The following is a 15,312-nucleotide window of genomic DNA, read 5'->3' as shown; positions in this document are numbered from 1 at the left end:
GGCCATCCTAGGCGGGGTTGCGAACGCGCTGGTCAGCGTCCCTGCGCCGGGAGGGTCAGCCGAGCTCGCTCGTCCCGCTGTACAGGTGCAGGACGGGCAGCTCGAGCTCGTCACGGGCCCGGGACGCCCAGTCGCGGTGGAACGTGTCCTCGAGCGCGTGCGGGTACGTCACGACGACGACCTCACGCACGTCGCCGGCTCGGGCGCGGTCCGCGAGCGCCGGCAGGGGGTCGTCGTCGGTCACGAGGGTCGTGGCGGCCCGTCCGGCGGCGGCGATCTCGGCGGCGCTGGCGGCGGCGCGGTCCTGGGCGGTGCGCTCGGCGTCCTGCTCGCTGGGCGCCTCGCGGCGCAGGTCGCGCCACGCCTCGCGCAGCTCGCCCACGCTGAGGTGGTCGATGAGCTCGACGGCGAAGTTGCGCTCGGAGTCCGCGGGGACGAGGACCTCGTAGGCGAGCTGCTCGTCGGGGTGCAGGTCGAGGATGTGTGCGACGTCCGCGGGGTTGAGGGTGTCTTCCGCGAGGACGAGGACGGTGGTGGGCTGCTCGGTCACACGTAGACCCTAGCCGCAGCGCCCGTACGATCGCGGCATGAACGCGGAGGACGTCACCGCCGGCAGTGAGGCGCGCGTGCTGGTCGCGGCCGGCGGTGCGGGGGTGCTGGGCCGGTTCGTCGTGGTGGCGGCGGCGCGCGCGGGGTGGACGGTCCTCGTCCCGACGCGGCGCCCGGACGCGGCCCGTGATGTCGTGGCGACGTGCGCGGACGCGCCGGGCACGGTGCACGTCGTGCCGGCGCTGCCCGACGGCGGGCCGGGGGACGCGTACGACGCGGTGGCGCGCCGGGTGGGCGACCTGGTGCCGCACGTGTCGGCGGTGGTGGCGTCCCTCGGCGGGTGGCGCCTCGGACCGCGCCTGCTCGACCTGTCGGGTGACGCGTGGCACGCCGCCCTCACCGACCACCTCACGGCGCACCTGCGGGCCGCGCAGGTGTACGTGCCGTTGCTGGCCGGGGCGCGCGACCCCGTGTACGTGATGACGAACGGCGCCGCCGCGGACGTCCCGATGGTGGGGTCGGGGGCGGTCAGCGTCACGGGTGCGGGGCAGCGGATGCTGCTGGACGTCCTGCGGGCGGAGGGTGGGCCGAGCGGCCCGCGGTTCCACGAGGTGACCGTGACGGCGGCGGTCGCGGGCGACGACCGTAACGTCGACCCGGTGGCGCAGGTGCGCGGTGAGGACGTCGCGGCGGCCGTGCTGGGCGTCCTGGACGACCCGGGGTCGCCCGCGCGGGTGCGCGTCGGCCCCTGACCGAGACGTGCGTCACACTCCGGGCCCCCGGACCCGGCCCGACCCGGTCGCGGCGCACCCCGGGCGTACGCTGGACGGTCGTGACCACCCCTGCTGCCCTGTGCGACGTCAGCCCGCACGTGCCCCCGGCGCGACTGCTCGCGGACCTCGTGCCGCCGCGGCACTTCACGGACGCACGGTTCGCGACCTACCGGGCGAACCCTGAGTTCCCGAGCCAGGGGGCCGCGGTCGCCCGGTTGGAGGAGGTCGCGGCGACCCTCGCGCGGCCCCGCACGGGCGGCGGCCTGTTCCGGCGCAAGAAGCAGGCGCCGCCCGCGGTGTACCTCGACGGCGGTTTCGGCGTCGGCAAGACGCACCTGCTCGCGTCCCTCGCGCACGCCGTCGGGACGGACGCCGCGGTCTTCGGCACCTTCGTCGAGTACACGAACCTGGTGGGCGCTCTCGGCTTCCGCGCGACCGTCGACGCCCTCGCGACGAAGACCCTGGTGTGCATCGACGAGTTCGAGCTGGACGACCCCGGCGACACCGTCCTGATGTCGCGCCTGCTGCGCGAGCTCGCGGACGCGGGGGTCGCGCTCGCCGCGACGTCGAACACGCTGCCCGAGTCCCTCGGCGAGGGCCGCTTCGCCGCGGAGGACTTCCTGCGCGAGATCCAGGCGCTGTCGTCCCGGTTCGAGGTGCTGCGCGTCGACGGTCCGGACTACCGGGCGCGGGCCACGGTCACGGACGCCGGCGCGCTGCCCGACGACGTGGTGAGGGGTGCCGCGCAGGTCACGCCCGGCGCGACCCTCGACGCGTTCGACGACCTGCTGCGCCACCTCGCGACCGTGCACCCCAGCCGTTACGGCGCGCTGCTCGACGGGGTGGGCCTGGTGACCCTGACCGGGGTCCACCCGGTGGCGGAGCAGAGCGTCGCCCTGCGCCTCGTCGTGCTCGTCGACCGCCTGTACGACCGGGACGTGCCGGTCCTGCTGGGCGGGTCGGGGGAGTCCGGCCTGTTCACGCCCGAGATGCTGGGCGGCGGGTACCGCAAGAAGTACTTCCGTGCGCTGTCGCGGCTCGGCGCGCTCGCCGACGACGGGCGGCGCCTGGTGGAGACCGCCGCCGTCTGAGGTGCGGGGCGACGGCGGGCGTGGGGGCGGGGCGCGGCTAGGCTGCGGGGGCAAGGTCGATCGCGGGCCCGCTGACGGTCCCGTCCCGCAACGCACCGGAGGTCCGATGCAGGTCGCCACCCTTCCCCCGCTCACGCCGCGCGCCGCGCTGCGCTGGTCCGTGGTGCGTCGCCTGGTGCGCCGCGAGGCGCCGGGAACGATCCTGGAGATCGGGTGCGGCCAGGGCGCGGCGGGCACCCGGCTCGCCCGGATGGCCGACTACACGGGCGTCGAGCCGGACGCCGCGAGCCACGCGGTCGCGACCGCGCGGGTGGGCGACACCGGCACGGTGATCCACGGCTACCACTCCGACACCCCCCGCGACGACTACGACCTCGTCTGCGCGTTCGAGGTGCTCGAGCACATCGAGGACGACGTGTCCGCGCTGACCGACTGGGTCGGCCTCGCGCGCCCCGGCGGTGCCGTGCTCCTGTCGGTGCCCGCCGACCCCGACCTGTTCAACGAGTCGGACGTCTTCGCCGGCCACTACCGCCGGTACACCGCGCAGACGCTGCGCGAGACGTTCGCGGCGGCGGGGGTCGAGCACGTCGAGACGCTCGTCCACTACGGCTGGCCCCTCGGGTTCGCGCTGACGAAGGTGCGCGGCCGCGTGGCCGCGCGCCGCAGCGACGAGACGGACGACGCCGTGCCCGAGGAGCTCAGCATGGGCTCGGGCCGCTACCTGCAGCCCAAGGACGTCGCCACGGGCGCCGTCATCCGGGCCGCGGTCGCACCCTTCGCGCTCGCGCAGCGGATGCGGCCGGGCACCGGCGAGGGGATCCTCGCGCTCGCCCGCCGCCCCGCCTGAGCCCTTCAGCCCGCGAGCAGGACGGCGACCGACCGGGCCGGGACGGTCACGAAGTTCTCCTGAGCCGGACCATGCCCCTGACCATGCCCGTTGCCCGTGATCGCGGTGCCCGTCTCCCAGGCCGCGGCGACGCGCCAGCGACCGCCGGAGGGCAGCCGCACCGTGCGCACGTCCTCGGCGCGGCTGACGACCACCACGACCCCGGGACGCTCGACCACGACGACCGCGTCGTCGTCCGAGGCGGTCACCCGCACCGCGCCGAGGTCCCCGGACGACACCGCCGGCTCGGCCCGCAGCGCGACGAGGTCCCGGTACCAGGCGAGGAGCCGCGCGTGCGGGCCGCGGCCGGGCTCCGACCAGTCGAGCACGCTCGCGTCACGCATGCCGGGCGCCTGCGGGTCGGGGACGTCGACCTCGTCCCTCCCGTACAGGTCCGCCCAGCCGTGCCCGCCGAACTCGCGCCGACGCCCCTCGCTCACCGCGCGGGCCAGCTCGGGGTCGTCGTGGTCGGTGAAGTACTGCCACGGCGTCGACGCGCCCCACTCCTCGCCCATGAAGAGCATCGGCGTGAACGGCGAGCACAGGACGAGCGCGGCCGACGCCGCGAGCGCCCCCGCGTCGAGGCCGGCGGCCGGTCGGTCGCCGAGCGCGCGGTTGCCGACCTGGTCGTGGTCGGAGGCGAACACGACGAACCGGTGGCCGTCCGTCCCGGCGGGCACGGGCCGCCCCCAGGGCCGGTCCCGGAAGGTGGAGAAGGTGCCGTCGTGCACGAACGCCCCCGTGAGCGCCTTGCGCAGCGTCTGTGCCGACCCGAAGTCGACGTAGTAGCCGTGCCGCTCCCCGGTGAGGTAGGCGTGGACGGCGTGGTGCACGTCGTCGGCCCACTGCGCGTCCATGCCGCGACCGCCCGCAGCGGTGGGCTGCACGGTCGCCGGGTCGTTCTCGTCCGACTCGGCGACGAGGGTCAGGGGTCGGCCCAGCTCCAGGGACCGTTCGGCGACCGTGTCGGCGAGCTCGGCGAGCAGGTGCCGGGGCGAGTCGTCGACGAGGGCGTGCACGGCGTCGAGGCGCAGGCCGTCGAGGTGGAACGCGGTGAGCCAGCGCAGCGCGTTGTCGAGCAGGAACCGCCGCACCTCGGCGCTGCCGGGCTGGTCGAGGTTGACGGCGGCGCCCCAGGGGGTGTGGTGCGCCTCGGTGAAGTACGGGCCGTAGGCGCCCAGGTAGTTTCCCGACGGTCCGAGGTGGTTGTGCACCACGTCGAGGACGACCCCCAGCCCGGCGCCGTGCGCGGCGTCGACGAACCGGCGCAGGGCGTCCGGGCCGCCGTACGGCTCGTGCACGGCGAACAGGTGGACGCCGTCGTAGCCCCAGCCCCAGCGGCCGGGGAACGCCGCGACCGGCATGAGCTCGACGGTCTGCACGCCCAGGTCGACCAGGTGGTCGAGGTGGGCGGCGGCGGCGTCGAGGGTGCCCTCCGGGGTGAACGTGCCGACGTGGAGCTCGTACACGACCGTGCCGAGCACCTCGCGACCGGGGCCGGCGGTCCGCGGCGGGTCACCGGGAGCGGGGCCGGTCGACCGGTACCCGTCCGTCCACACGAAGGCTTCCGCGTCGACGCGGCTCGGCCCGTGCACGCCCCAGGGCTGGCGGGGGGAGCGGGGGTCGGGTAGGCCGGGGCCACCGTCCAGGGAGAAGCCGTAGTCGGTCCCGGGCGGGAGGCCGTCCGGCAGGTCGGCGGGCAGCGCGGCGGTGCCCGCCGACCACCAGCCGGGCCGGTCCACGGGGTGCAGCGCGACGCGGCGGGCGGGCTCCCACGTGCCGCCGCCGGCGGTGGGGAGCACGAGATCGACGGTCCGGGCGTCGGGCGCCCAGACGGCCGGCACCCAGGCCTCCGCCTGCGGGGCGGTGGGAACGGGCCCGGCCGTCGTCATCGGTCCGCCGGGACGAGCAGTGCGACGGGCAGGTCGGCGAGCAGGTCGGCGAGCCGGGTGCGGCCCCCCTCGACCGGGCGGTCCGTCAGCACGTCACGCCAGCGTCCGCCGGGCAGCTCGACCGTGTGGTCGCGCCACCCGCCGAACCGGTCCAGGGTCCCCGCGAGCCGGGTCGCGACGGTCACGGCGCGCGGGGCCTCGTCCTCGGTGCGGGCGAACGCGACCGCGCACGGCGTGGACGTCGCGAGCGCCCGGTAGCCGGCCGCCTCCCCGGTGAACGCGCCCGGCAGGTCCTGCCGGACCCGCAGGGCGCGGGACGTGACCAGCAGCTTCTGGTCGCTCAGAGTGCGGGCGGTCGCGCCGTCGTCGAGACGGGCGAGGCGACGTTCCAGGTCGGCGGCGTCGACGGGGCGCCGGTTGTCCGGGTCCACGAGCACGGGTCCGAACGACTCGCTGCCCTGGTAGACGTCGGCGACGCCCGGCATCGTGAGCTGGACGAGCTTGGTGCCGAGCACCGCGGCCTGCACGAGCGGTGCTCGCCGCCGCGCCTGGTCGCCGAGGGCCGCGACCACGGCGTCGTCCGCGAGCGCCCGGCGGGCCAGCCCGAGGACGGCGTCCTCGTAGGCGGCGTCGGGGGCGGTCCAGGTGGTGTGCAGCTTGGCTTCGCGCAGGGCCTTGGTGAGGTAGCCCTCGAGGCGTGCGGCGTCGATCGGGGCGCCGTCGGCGGGGTCGCCGCCGGCGTCGAAGGTCCCGGCGAGGGTCTGCCACAGCAGGTTCTCGGCGGGGCCGTCGACCAGCGCGCTGCGGTAGGGGGCGGTCAGGGCGCGCAGCGTGTCGACGTCGTCGGCCCAGGCGGCGGGCTGCTCGGTGAGGACGCCGATCTGGGCGCGGGTGTCCTCGCCGCGCTTGGTGTCGTGGGTGGTGCCGGCGGTGAGGGCGAGGGGGGTGAGGCGCCCCAGGTCGTGCGCGAACGCGTGCCACTCGTGCAGGTCGACGGAGAACCGGTCGGGTTCGGAGCCGACCTCGCACAGGGACGTGAGCTCGGTCCACCGGTAGAACGCGGTGTCCTCGACGCCCTTGGCCATGACGGCACCGCACACCTGCTGGAAGCGGACGACGAGCTCGTCGCGCCGGGCGCCGCGGGTGCGGCCGGCGGACCCGACCTCGCGCCCGAGCAGGAGGTCGACGAGGACGTCGAGGGTGTCGTGCCGGTCGGGGGTGAGGCGGGTGCGGGCGCGGCCCGAGGCGTCCTGGGTGGCGTCGACGGCCTCGCGGCGGGGCACGACGCCGGGGACGACGTAGGAGCGGTACCGGTCGAACGCGACGAGGAGCTCGCGCAGCGCCTGGTGCAGGCCGCGCCACGTGTGGTCGCGCAGGCGGGGGTCGTCGCGGCAGACAGCGGCGGCGAGGTCGGTGAGCCGGTGGACCTCGGCGTAGAGGCTGCCGCCGACCATCTCCCGCTTGGAGGTCTCGACGAGCGAGGGAAGGCCGCCGGGGACGCCCGCGCCGAGCCGTTCCTGCAGGGCGGCGAGGGGTGCGCGCCCGGCAGGGTCGAGGAACAGGGCGTGCAGCCGCCACAGGGTCTCGTACCCGGTGGTCCCGACGGTCGCCCAGTCCGGAGGGAGCGTCTCGTCCCCGGCGAGGATCTTCTCGACGACGACGAAGGCGCCGCCGGTGCGCTCGGCGAGCCGGTCGAGGTACCCGGTGGGGTCTGCGAGCCCGTCGGGGTGGTCGATCCGCAGGCCGTCGACGGTCCCGTCGGCGAGGAGCTGCAGGACGAGGGCGTGGGTGGCGTCGAACACGGACTCGTCCTCGACGCGGATCGCGACGAGCGACCCGACGTCGAAGAACCGTCGGTAGTTGAGCTCGTCGTCGCCGACGCGCCAGTAGGCGAGCCGGTAGTGCTGGCGTTCGAGGAGCTCGGTGAGGGGGAGGTCCTGGGTGCCGTCGCGCACGGGCAGGACGTGGTCGTGGTAGCGCAGGACGGGCAGGGTCACCCCGCCCACGGTCTCCTCGTCGAGGACGAGCTCGCCGGACGCGACGACGTCCGCGGACCGTGACCCGAGGATCGGGAGCAGCACGGCCCCCTCGCCCGCAGACCAGTCCACGTCGAACCAGTGCGCGTAGGGCGACCCGGGCCCCTCGCGCAGCACGGACCACAGGGCGGTGTTGTGCCAGGCGGGCACAGGCACGGCCATGTGGTTCGGCACGACGTCGAGGACGATCCCGAGCCCCGCGGCGTGGGCCGCCGCGGCGAGCCGGTCCAGCCCGGCCCGCCCGCCCAGGACGTCGCTGATGCGGGCGTGGTCGACGACGTCGTATCCGTGGGTCGACCCGGGGGCCGCCTGCAGCACGGGGGACAGGTACAGGTGGGTGACGCCGAGGGACGCGAGGTAGGGCACCTGGCGGGCGGCGTCGTCGAACGTCAGGTCGGGGCCCAGCTGCAGGCGGTAGGTGGACACGGGGACCGGCCGCCCGGGTGCGGGCCGGCGACGGTCGCTCATGCCGTCAGGCCCGGGGGACGGGTCAGGACGATGACGCTGCGGCTCGTCACCGTGAGGGCCTGCCCGGCGGAGACGGTGTCGCCGGGGGCGAGGGTGCCGTCGGTGTCGAGGGCGGCCGTCCAGCGCAGCCCGTACCGGTCCGGGGGGAGCACGAAGTCCAGCGGGTCGCTGTGCGCGTTGAACAGGATGAGGAACGAGTCGTCGACGATCGGCTCGCCGCGGCGGTTCACCTCGGGGATCGCGTCGCCGTTGAGGAACACCATGACGGACCGGGCGAACGCCTGGTGCCAGTCCGTGTCGTCCATGGGCGTGCCCGTGATGTCGAACCACTCGAGGTCGGGCACGGCGTCCACCGCGTCACCTGGCACGCGTCCCGTGAAGAACCCGCGCCGGTGCAGCACGGGGTGCTCGCGGCGCAGCGCGACCGCGGTCTGCGTGAACTCCAGCAGACCCCGACGCGCGTCGTCGAGGTTCCAGTCCATCCAGGCCACCGAGTTGTCCTGGCAGTACGCGTTGTTGTTGCCGCCCTGGGTGCGGCCGATCTCGTCGCCGTGCGCGAGCATGGGCACGCCCTGCGACAGCAGGAGCGTCGCGAGAACGTTGCGCGCCTGCCGGCCCCGCAGCGTCTCGACCTCCTCGTCGTCCGTGGGGCCCTCGACGCCGCAGTTCCACGAGCGGTTGTGGCTCTCGCCGTCGTTGTTGCCCTCGCCGTTCGCCTCGTTGTGCTTCTCGTTGTAGGACACGAGGTCGCGCAGCGTGAACCCGTCGTGCGCGACCACGAAGTTGATCGACGCGATCGGCTTGCGGCCCGTGTGCTCGTACAGGTCGGACGACCCGGTCAGGCGCGAGCCCAGCTCGGGGAGCGTGGACGGCTCGCCGCGCCAGAAGTCGCGCACCGTGTCGCGGTAGCGGCCGTTCCACTCCGTCCACAGGGGCGGGAAGCCGCCGACCTGGTAGCCCCCGTCGCCGAGGTCCCACGGCTCCGCGATGAGCTTGGCCTGGGAGATGATCGGGTCCTGGTGCACCAGGTCGAAGAACGCGGAGAGCCGGTCCACCTCGTGGAACTGCCGGGCGAGGGTCGCCGCGAGGTCGAACCGGAAGCCGTCGACGTGCATCTCCGTGACCCAGTAGCGCAGCGAGTCCATGATGAGCTGCAGCACCGCGGGGGAGCGCATCAGCAGCGAGTTGCCGGTTCCCGTCGTGTCGAAGTAGTGCGCCTCGTCGCCGTCGACCAGCCGGTAGTAGGCGGGGTTGTCGATGCCGCGGAACGACAGCGTCGGACCGAGGTGGTTGCCTTCCGCGGTGTGGTTGTAGACGACGTCGAGGATGACCTCGATGTCCGCCTCGTGCAGCGCGCGGACCATCGACTTGAACTCGAGGACCTGCTCGCCACGCGACCCGTACGCCGCGTACCCGTTGTGCGGGGCGAAGAAGCCGATCGTGTTGTAGCCCCAGTAGTTCGACAAGCCCTTTTCCTGCAAGGTCGAGTCGTTGACGAACTGGTGCACCGGCATGAGCTCGATCGCCGTCACACCGAGCTTGCGCAGGTGGTCGATCACCGCGGGGTGCGCCATGCCCGCGTACGTGCCGCGCAGGTGCTCCGGGACGTCCGGGTGACGCATCGTCATGCCCTTGACGTGCGCCTCGTAGATCACGCTGTCGTGGTAGTCGTGGTTCGGCGGCCGGTCGTGGCCCCAGTCGAAGTACGGGTTCGTGACCACGGACCGCATCGTGTGCCGCCCCGAGTTGGCGCGGTTCTGGTGGTCCGGCTTGTCGAAGCGGTACGAGTACAACGACGGGTCGCCGTCGACCTGGCCCTCGAGGGCCTTCGCGTACGGGTCCATGAGGAGCTTCGTGGGGTCGCAGCGCAGCCCGCGCGCCGGGTCGTACGGCCCGTGCACCCGGTACCCGTACCGCGTCCCGGGGACCACGCCCGGGAGGAACGTGTGCCACACGTGCGCGTCGACCTCGTGCAGCGGCACCCGCTGCTCGCGGCCGCGGTCGGTGAAGATCACGAGATCGACCTTCTCCGCCACCGACGAGAAAAGTGCGAAGTTGGTGCCCGTCCCGGTGAAGGTCGCACCGAGCGGGTATGAACGTCCTGGCCACTGCTCCATGGGCTCAGACTGCCACCCGGTGCGGTGCGTGCGACGGGTGAACCCGGACACCGGGCCGGGCGCGGCGCGGACACGTGCGACGGCGCGCCGGACCTGGTAGACCCGAAGCCATGAGCACCAACAGCACCGCACCGTCCGCCCGCACCGACGAGGAGCGCAGCATCGCGCGCGAGCACCGCCGGGACGTGCTCGCGGGCGGGGACGCCAAGAGGGCCCCGCACTCGCTGTCGGAGACGGAGCGGCACCCCATCGAGGGCGCCTCGTCGGGCACGTCCTGGGACGACCCCGACGAGCTCTGAACGCGGCGCGCAGCGTATGGGGAGAACTCCCCATACGGCACGGCGCTGGGCACCCCCTGTGATAGGCGACAATTGCTGCGCACGTCACCGCAAGGTCGACGACCCGGGCGGCGATCGCTGCGTGGGGGGCCCCACAGGAAAGGCATCATCCAACGATGCGCCTCGTCAACCGCGCCGTCTCCGGCGCCCTCACCGCGGCACTCGCCGTCGGCATCGTCACCGTCCCGGCCGTGGTCGCTGACGCGTCCACCCACACGGCCACGAAGTCCGCCTCGGGCGTGACCGTCGCCGTGTCCGTGCTCGACGTCCCGAACAAGGCCGGCAAGTACACGGTCTCCAACTGGGCCAAGGTCAGCGTCTCCATCCCGGCCGCGTTCAAGGACAGCAACGGCAAGTCCGTGCCCGTCTCCTACAGCGTCGAGCTGCGCACCGTGGGCGACGCGACGTGCGGCGGCTCCACCGGCACCACCGTCCTGTACAAGTACAGCCAGACGAAGTCGGCGACCTGGACGCTCCCGCTGACGCTCGACAACACGAAGCGATCGGGCATCTCCCACTACACGCAGTCCGGCCAGTGCTCCCTGCACGCCGAGGTCGAGGCCTACCGCTACACCGTCGCGAACGGCGGCGACCTGGACGCCACCGTGACCACCGCGGCCACCTTCGGCGTCCGCTCCGCGAGCTCGCTGAGCAAGCCGGTCGCGTCGCCGACCCGCGTCGTGCGCAACCACACGACGAAGATCACGGGCACCGGCACGTACACGCGCGTGGACCAGTCGCACTACTACACCCGCTCGTACCTGCCCGCCGGCAGCAAGCTCAGCTTCCAGTACCACGCGGCGGGCTCGTCGACGTGGCGCTACGGCGGCACGATCGTCGTCGGCAGCTCGGGCCGCTGGACCAAGGCCGTCAAGGTCACGGGCACGACCTTCTACCGCGTCGTGTACGCGGGCACGCGCACGGTCGCCGGTTACAGCTCGCTCGCCACGAGCGTGGGCGCGTACTGAACCGGCCGCTCACCGGCAACGACGACGAGGCGTCGCCCGCACGGGCGGCGTCTCGTCGCGCATCCGGCCCCAGGCGGCGCGTGGTGTCCGATCGGTGTCACGGCAGCCTGGTGCGCGAGACGGGCAGGAGCCGGGGCATGCCTGCGGGCGCCGCCATGCTGAGCGCGAGGTAGCGCGCCTCCGCGCGGTGCAGGCGGATGTGCTCGTCCAGGGACCAGTCGGGTCCGTTCGTCAGCACCATGCCGCAGGAGCAGTCGATGGTCGTGCGGCCGTCCGGCCGCACGTCGACCGTGCCCGTCGTCACGTGCGACGCCTGCGCCTCCTGCTTGGCCCGTCGCATCGCGGGGCTGACCGCGGCCAGCCGGTCGGTGGTGGGGCGAGGGGGACGGGGGTCGTCGTTCTGCACGACCGTCAGGCTATCCGCCCCGGACGGTACCCACGGCGCAGGCCGGCGGCTCTTCCTCGAGGAGCAGGGGCAGCTCTCCGGTGCATGTGGCGCGGCGTGTCCGACCGCGTACTGCCCGGACCGGCTAGACGGTCGCGGTCGCCTCGGGCGCCATCGGCTCCGCCGTGATGGAGGTCAGCTGCATCGTCTCTGCGTTGAGCTTGCTCTGCCAACGGCAGGGACGGTCCGCGCGAGGATCCGGATGCGTCGTCCTCGATCTGCGGCCAGCCAGTCGATGAGCAGCGTGCGACTGGACGAGCGCCGTACGGTGAATCGGTCGTCGGTCTGTCCAAGTCGCTCGACTGCGGCCGACAGCCTGACGAGGGACTCCTCGGACTCGTGAACGAAGGTGTTCCGGGACGAAGGCCGCATATCCGGCGAAGGTCGCAGGGACCGCAGTGGTCGCGTTCAACCGGTCGTTGCAGCACCGGCCTGCCGAGAGCTGAGCATAGGGGCCTACGGCGCTGGTGGCGGCTGCGTCACGCACGCTTCCTCGAGCAGACGACGAAGGCCCCAGGTCGATGACCTGGGGCCTTGCTGGTGGGCGATACTGGGATCGAACCAGTGACCTCTTCCGTGTCAGGGAAGCGCGCTACCGCTGCGCCAATCGCCCGTGGATGCGACACACACATCCGATACTGCTGCGAGGTGGAGACGGGATTCGAACCCGTGTATACGGCTTTGCAGGCCGCTGCCTCGCCTCTCGGCCACTCCACCCTGAGACTCGCACCCGTGGGCCACATGAGCCTCTGGGGATTCGTGTGCCTCCGAGCGGACGACGGGATTCGAACCCGCGACCCTCACCTTGGCAAGGTGATGCTCTACCAACTGAGCCACGTCCGCATGCTCTCCGTCTCCGTCGAGGTTTCCCTCGGCGTTTCCGGCGCGGTCTGAACTGTAATGGAGATTCGGGTCGAGAGTCCAACTGGCGTCCGTCGCGTCGGCGCGCCGACAGCCGTGGAGGCCCCGGAACGGCGGAACGGTGCCGTTTGTCGGCCGTTCGTCGTGTCCGGCACGGCTAGCGTGTTCGCATGAGCCGATCCTCGTCCGTTGCGAGCGCGGGACTCGGGGCGCTGCGCGCGCACGACGTCGTGGCCTCCGTGGACCTCCGCGAGCATCCCGGAGCTCTCGCGACGGGCGGCCCGTGGTTCGTCGTCGCGACGTTCGAGGGCGACGTGCGCGCGTGGCGGTTCGCGCGCGTCGAGCAGACCGACGCCGGTGCCCCGGCCGACGACGTGCGAGGCGAGCCGCTCCGTTGGATCGGCCCGGCGCGCGACACGTGGACGACGTCGCTCGACGAGCGCGCGTATCGCGACGCGGTGGACGACGTCCGCGCCCGCATCCGGGACGGCGAGGTGTACCAGGCGAACGTGTGCCGTGTGCTCGCCGCCGCCCTGCCGGCTACGGGCGGCGCGGACGGGGTCGTCGAGCCGGACGCCGCCGCCCTGCGGGCCGTCCTCGAGGCCGGCAACCCGGCCCCGTACGGCGGGCACCTGCACGTCCCGCGCGGGGGCTCCGCGGCGCCCGCGTGGGTGGTCAGCGCGTCGCCCGAGCTCTACCTGTCCGTCGCGGACGGCGTGGTGACGTCCGGGCCGATCAAGGGCACGGCAGCGGTACCGGGCGGCATGACGGACAAGGACCGCGCCGAGAACGTCATGATCACCGACCTGGTGCGCAACGACCTGCAGCGCGTGTGCGAGCCCGGCACGGTCGAGGTGACGGACCTGCTCGCGGAGGAGCGGCACCCCGGGCTGGTGCACCTGGTCTCGCGCGTCGCCGGGCGCCTCACCCCGGCCGTGGGCGCGCCGCTGGACGTCCTCGCGCTGCTCGACGCGACGTTCCCGCCGGCGTCCGTCACCGGTGCCCCGAAGTCGTCCGCGCTGCGGATCATCCGTAGGCTCGAGCCCGTTCCCCGCGGACCGTACTGCGGTGCGTTCGGCTGGGTCGACGTCGAGCGCGGGCGCGCCGAGCTGGCCGTCGCCATCAGGACGTTCTGGTGGTCGGACGGTGTGCTGCGCTTCGGCGCGGGGGCCGGCATCACGTGGGGGTCCGACCCTGCCGCCGAGTGGGACGAGACGGTGCTCAAGGCGCGCCGGCTCGTCGGGCTCGCGTCGGCGACGTGCCCACGACAGGAGCAGGACCGACGAGAGGACGGACGATGACGACGACGGTGTGGGTCGACGGGCGGTTCGTGGGGGAGGACGAGCCGGCGCTCGTCGCGCTCGACCACGGCCTGACGGTGGGGGACGGCGTGTTCGAGACGCTGGGAGTGGTCGACGGCGTCGGCTTCGCGCTCACGCGCCACCTCGCGCGGCTCGCGCGGTCCGCCGCGGGGCTCGGCCTCGCCACGCCGGACGAGACGCTGATCCGGCGTGCGGTCGCCGAGGTGCTCGCGCACGCAGGCGACACCGCGCAGCGGCTGCGGATCACCGTGACGGGTGGCGTCGGGCCGCTCGGCTCCGGCCGGACGGAGGGGCGCCAGACCGTCGTGGTCGCGGCGTCGCCGGGCGGGCACGGGCCGACGTCGAAGGTGGTGCGCGCACCGTGGGTGCGCAACGAACGGTCCGCCGTGGCGGGCCTCAAGACGACGTCGTACGCCGAGAACGTCGTCGCCCTCGCCTACGCGAAGGAGCGCGGCGCCGACGAGGCGATCCTCGCGAACACCGTCGGCGAGCTGTGCGAGGGCACGGGCGCGAACGTGTTCGTCGAGCGCGGGGGTGAGCTCGTCACGCCGCCGCTGTCGAGCGGCTGCCTCGCCGGGATCACGCGCGCCCTGACGCTCGAGTGGGGCGCGGAGGTCGGGCTGCCGGTCCGGGAGGCCGCGCCCGGAGAGCTGACGTTCGACGTGCTCGACGAGGTCGAACGGGGCGAGGCGCACCTGCTCGTCACGGGCAGCGTCCGCAACCTCACCCCGGTGGTCGAGCTCGACGGCGCCCCGGTCGAGCCTGGGCGACTGAGCCAGCGCCTCGCGCAGCTCTTCGCGGCCCGCCAGCGGGACCTCGTCGACCCCTGACCGGGAGCCGGTTTCACACCTGGCGCCCGGACCCGCTATCCTCGGAGGCGCACGCAGGGCCGGTTCTCCGGTTCCCGGCGTCAGCGGGCGATTGGCGCAGTGGTAGCGCGCTTCGTTCACACCGAAGAGGTCACTGGTTCGAACCCAGTATCGCCCACCCTTCACGAAGGCCCCCGAACAGCGGCACCGCCGCTCGGGGGCCTTCGTCGTGCACGGCGGTCGCCCCACGGTGCGCGCGCTGCCCACCGCACCGGAAGACTGGCACCCATGCCGACGTGGGGGCGCTCAGACGCTCTTCGCCTGGGTGTGCCAGCTGCGCCGTGCCCCCCTACGACGGGCTCGACAACGTCGGGCTGCGGAGCCCGCAGCGCGCGGACCCGTCGCTCGTGCATCTCCGGACCGGGCAGCGGTTCATGACCCTCTTCACGCTCGTGTCGTTCGTCTCGGGCGAGTCGGTCACGTCGACGATGCGGCCGGGGTGGCCGACGCGGGCCATGGGGGCGGTGACCGTGACATACCGGGTCGTGCCCGTCGCACCGGACCGGACCCGGCTCGAGGCGCTGATGTGGTTGCCGCCGCTCGGCCGGGTGCTCGCGTGCGCGCGGCGTGACGCGCTGGCGTGGGGGGACGTCGTCATGATGCGCAAGCAGCGGCGCACCCTGGTCCGTCGCGCGGGACGCGACGACGGCGCGCGCCAGGCGTCAGCGAGGCGGTGAGCGCTGCCCCTGTATCGCGG

At 73.7% G+C, this 15,312-nt stretch carries 13 protein-coding genes and 4 tRNA genes; 9 read left to right on the top strand and 8 right to left on the bottom strand.

Annotation, left to right across the window (positions count from 1 at the left end; all coding sequences use genetic code 11):
• Positions 1-55: 55 nt before the first annotated feature.
• The gene (locus CLV34_RS14230; RefSeq protein ID WP_100350958.1) at positions 56-550 is read right to left on the bottom strand and encodes a hypothetical protein; all 495 of its coding nucleotides are present in this window, start codon (positions 548-550) and stop codon (positions 56-58) included.
• A 37-nt stretch (positions 551-587) separates the two neighbouring features.
• On the opposite strand from CLV34_RS14230, the gene CLV34_RS14225 reads away from it, so the two are divergent.
• The 3 genes from CLV34_RS14225 to CLV34_RS14215 all read left to right on the top strand — a co-directional run bounded on the left by CLV34_RS14225 (position 588) and on the right by CLV34_RS14215 (position 3,260).
• Positions 588-1,301 carry an SDR family oxidoreductase gene (locus tag CLV34_RS14225; protein ID WP_100350957.1) on the top strand — a complete coding sequence of 238 codons (714 nt, stop codon included), beginning with the start codon at positions 588-590 and terminating at the stop codon, positions 1,299-1,301.
• Between the two features lie 80 nt (positions 1,302-1,381).
• Entirely contained in the window at positions 1,382-2,413 is a 1,032-nt protein-coding gene (gene zapE, locus CLV34_RS14220; protein ID WP_100350956.1) for a cell division protein ZapE, read from the top strand.
• Positions 2,414-2,519: 106 nt separating this feature from the next.
• Positions 2,520-3,260 (top strand): class I SAM-dependent methyltransferase, encoded by a 741-nt coding sequence (locus CLV34_RS14215; RefSeq protein ID WP_100350955.1) that lies wholly within the window; start codon positions 2,520-2,522, stop codon positions 3,258-3,260.
• A 5-nt stretch (positions 3,261-3,265) separates the two neighbouring features.
• On the opposite strand, the gene treZ is transcribed toward CLV34_RS14215, so the two are convergent.
• The 3 genes from treZ to glgX are packed head-to-tail and all read right to left on the bottom strand — an operon-like array spanning position 3,266 to position 9,812.
• Positions 3,266-5,191, bottom strand: coding sequence for a malto-oligosyltrehalose trehalohydrolase (gene treZ / locus CLV34_RS14210; protein WP_100350954.1), 1,926 nt, complete (start codon positions 5,189-5,191; stop codon positions 3,266-3,268).
• Positions 5,188-7,695 carry a malto-oligosyltrehalose synthase gene (gene treY, locus CLV34_RS14205; RefSeq protein ID WP_100350953.1) on the bottom strand — a complete coding sequence of 836 codons (2,508 nt, stop codon included), beginning with the start codon at positions 7,693-7,695 and terminating at the stop codon, positions 5,188-5,190. The genes treZ and treY overlap by 4 nt, the downstream gene beginning before the upstream one ends.
• Positions 7,692-9,812, bottom strand: coding sequence for a glycogen debranching protein GlgX (gene glgX, locus CLV34_RS14200; protein ID WP_100350952.1), 2,121 nt, complete (start codon positions 9,810-9,812; stop codon positions 7,692-7,694). The genes treY and glgX overlap by 4 nt, the downstream gene beginning before the upstream one ends.
• A gap of 110 nt (positions 9,813-9,922) precedes the next feature.
• Between glgX and CLV34_RS14195 the strand changes: the two genes are divergently transcribed.
• The gene (locus tag CLV34_RS14195) at positions 9,923-10,111 is read left to right on the top strand and encodes a hypothetical protein (RefSeq protein ID WP_100350951.1); all 189 of its coding nucleotides are present in this window, start codon (positions 9,923-9,925) and stop codon (positions 10,109-10,111) included.
• Positions 10,112-10,266: 155 nt separating this feature from the next.
• Positions 10,267-11,118, top strand: coding sequence for a hypothetical protein (locus tag CLV34_RS14190; RefSeq protein ID WP_100350950.1), 852 nt, complete (start codon positions 10,267-10,269; stop codon positions 11,116-11,118).
• A 97-nt stretch (positions 11,119-11,215) separates the two neighbouring features.
• Here the strand turns inward: CLV34_RS14190 and CLV34_RS14185 are convergent, their stop codons facing one another.
• The 4 genes from CLV34_RS14185 to CLV34_RS14170 all read right to left on the bottom strand — a co-directional run bounded on the left by CLV34_RS14185 (position 11,216) and on the right by CLV34_RS14170 (position 12,406).
• Positions 11,216-11,524, bottom strand: a complete 309-nt coding sequence (locus tag CLV34_RS14185; protein WP_342747236.1) for a hypothetical protein — start codon at positions 11,522-11,524, stop codon at positions 11,216-11,218.
• A 577-nt stretch (positions 11,525-12,101) separates the two neighbouring features.
• Positions 12,102-12,176: transfer RNA gene (locus CLV34_RS14180), tRNA-Val, on the bottom strand.
• A 33-nt stretch (positions 12,177-12,209) separates the two neighbouring features.
• A tRNA-Cys gene (locus CLV34_RS14175) sits at positions 12,210-12,280 on the bottom strand.
• A gap of 53 nt (positions 12,281-12,333) precedes the next feature.
• Positions 12,334-12,406: transfer RNA gene (locus tag CLV34_RS14170), tRNA-Gly, on the bottom strand.
• A 188-nt stretch (positions 12,407-12,594) separates the two neighbouring features.
• On the opposite strand from CLV34_RS14170, the gene CLV34_RS14165 reads away from it, so the two are divergent.
• The 4 genes from CLV34_RS14165 (at position 12,595) to CLV34_RS14150 (ending at position 15,292) form a co-directional block, all read left to right on the top strand.
• On the top strand, positions 12,595-13,725 hold the full coding sequence (locus CLV34_RS14165) for a chorismate-binding protein (protein WP_100350949.1): 1,131 nt from the start codon (positions 12,595-12,597) through the stop codon (positions 13,723-13,725).
• On the top strand, positions 13,722-14,576 hold the full coding sequence (locus tag CLV34_RS14160; protein ID WP_100350948.1) for an aminotransferase class IV: 855 nt from the start codon (positions 13,722-13,724) through the stop codon (positions 14,574-14,576). The genes CLV34_RS14165 and CLV34_RS14160 overlap by 4 nt, the downstream gene beginning before the upstream one ends.
• A gap of 85 nt (positions 14,577-14,661) precedes the next feature.
• Positions 14,662-14,733, top strand: a tRNA-Val gene (locus tag CLV34_RS14155).
• 163 nt (positions 14,734-14,896) lie between these two features.
• Positions 14,897-15,292, top strand: coding sequence for a hypothetical protein (locus tag CLV34_RS14150; RefSeq protein ID WP_100350947.1), 396 nt, complete (start codon positions 14,897-14,899; stop codon positions 15,290-15,292).
• Positions 15,293-15,312 lie beyond the last annotated feature (20 nt).

It is taken from the genome of Luteimicrobium subarcticum, assembly GCF_002798015.1.
GTDB lineage: Bacteria > Actinomycetota > Actinomycetes > Actinomycetales > Cellulomonadaceae > Luteimicrobium > Luteimicrobium subarcticum.
This window is presented reverse-complemented; position numbering and strand designations above follow the sequence as displayed.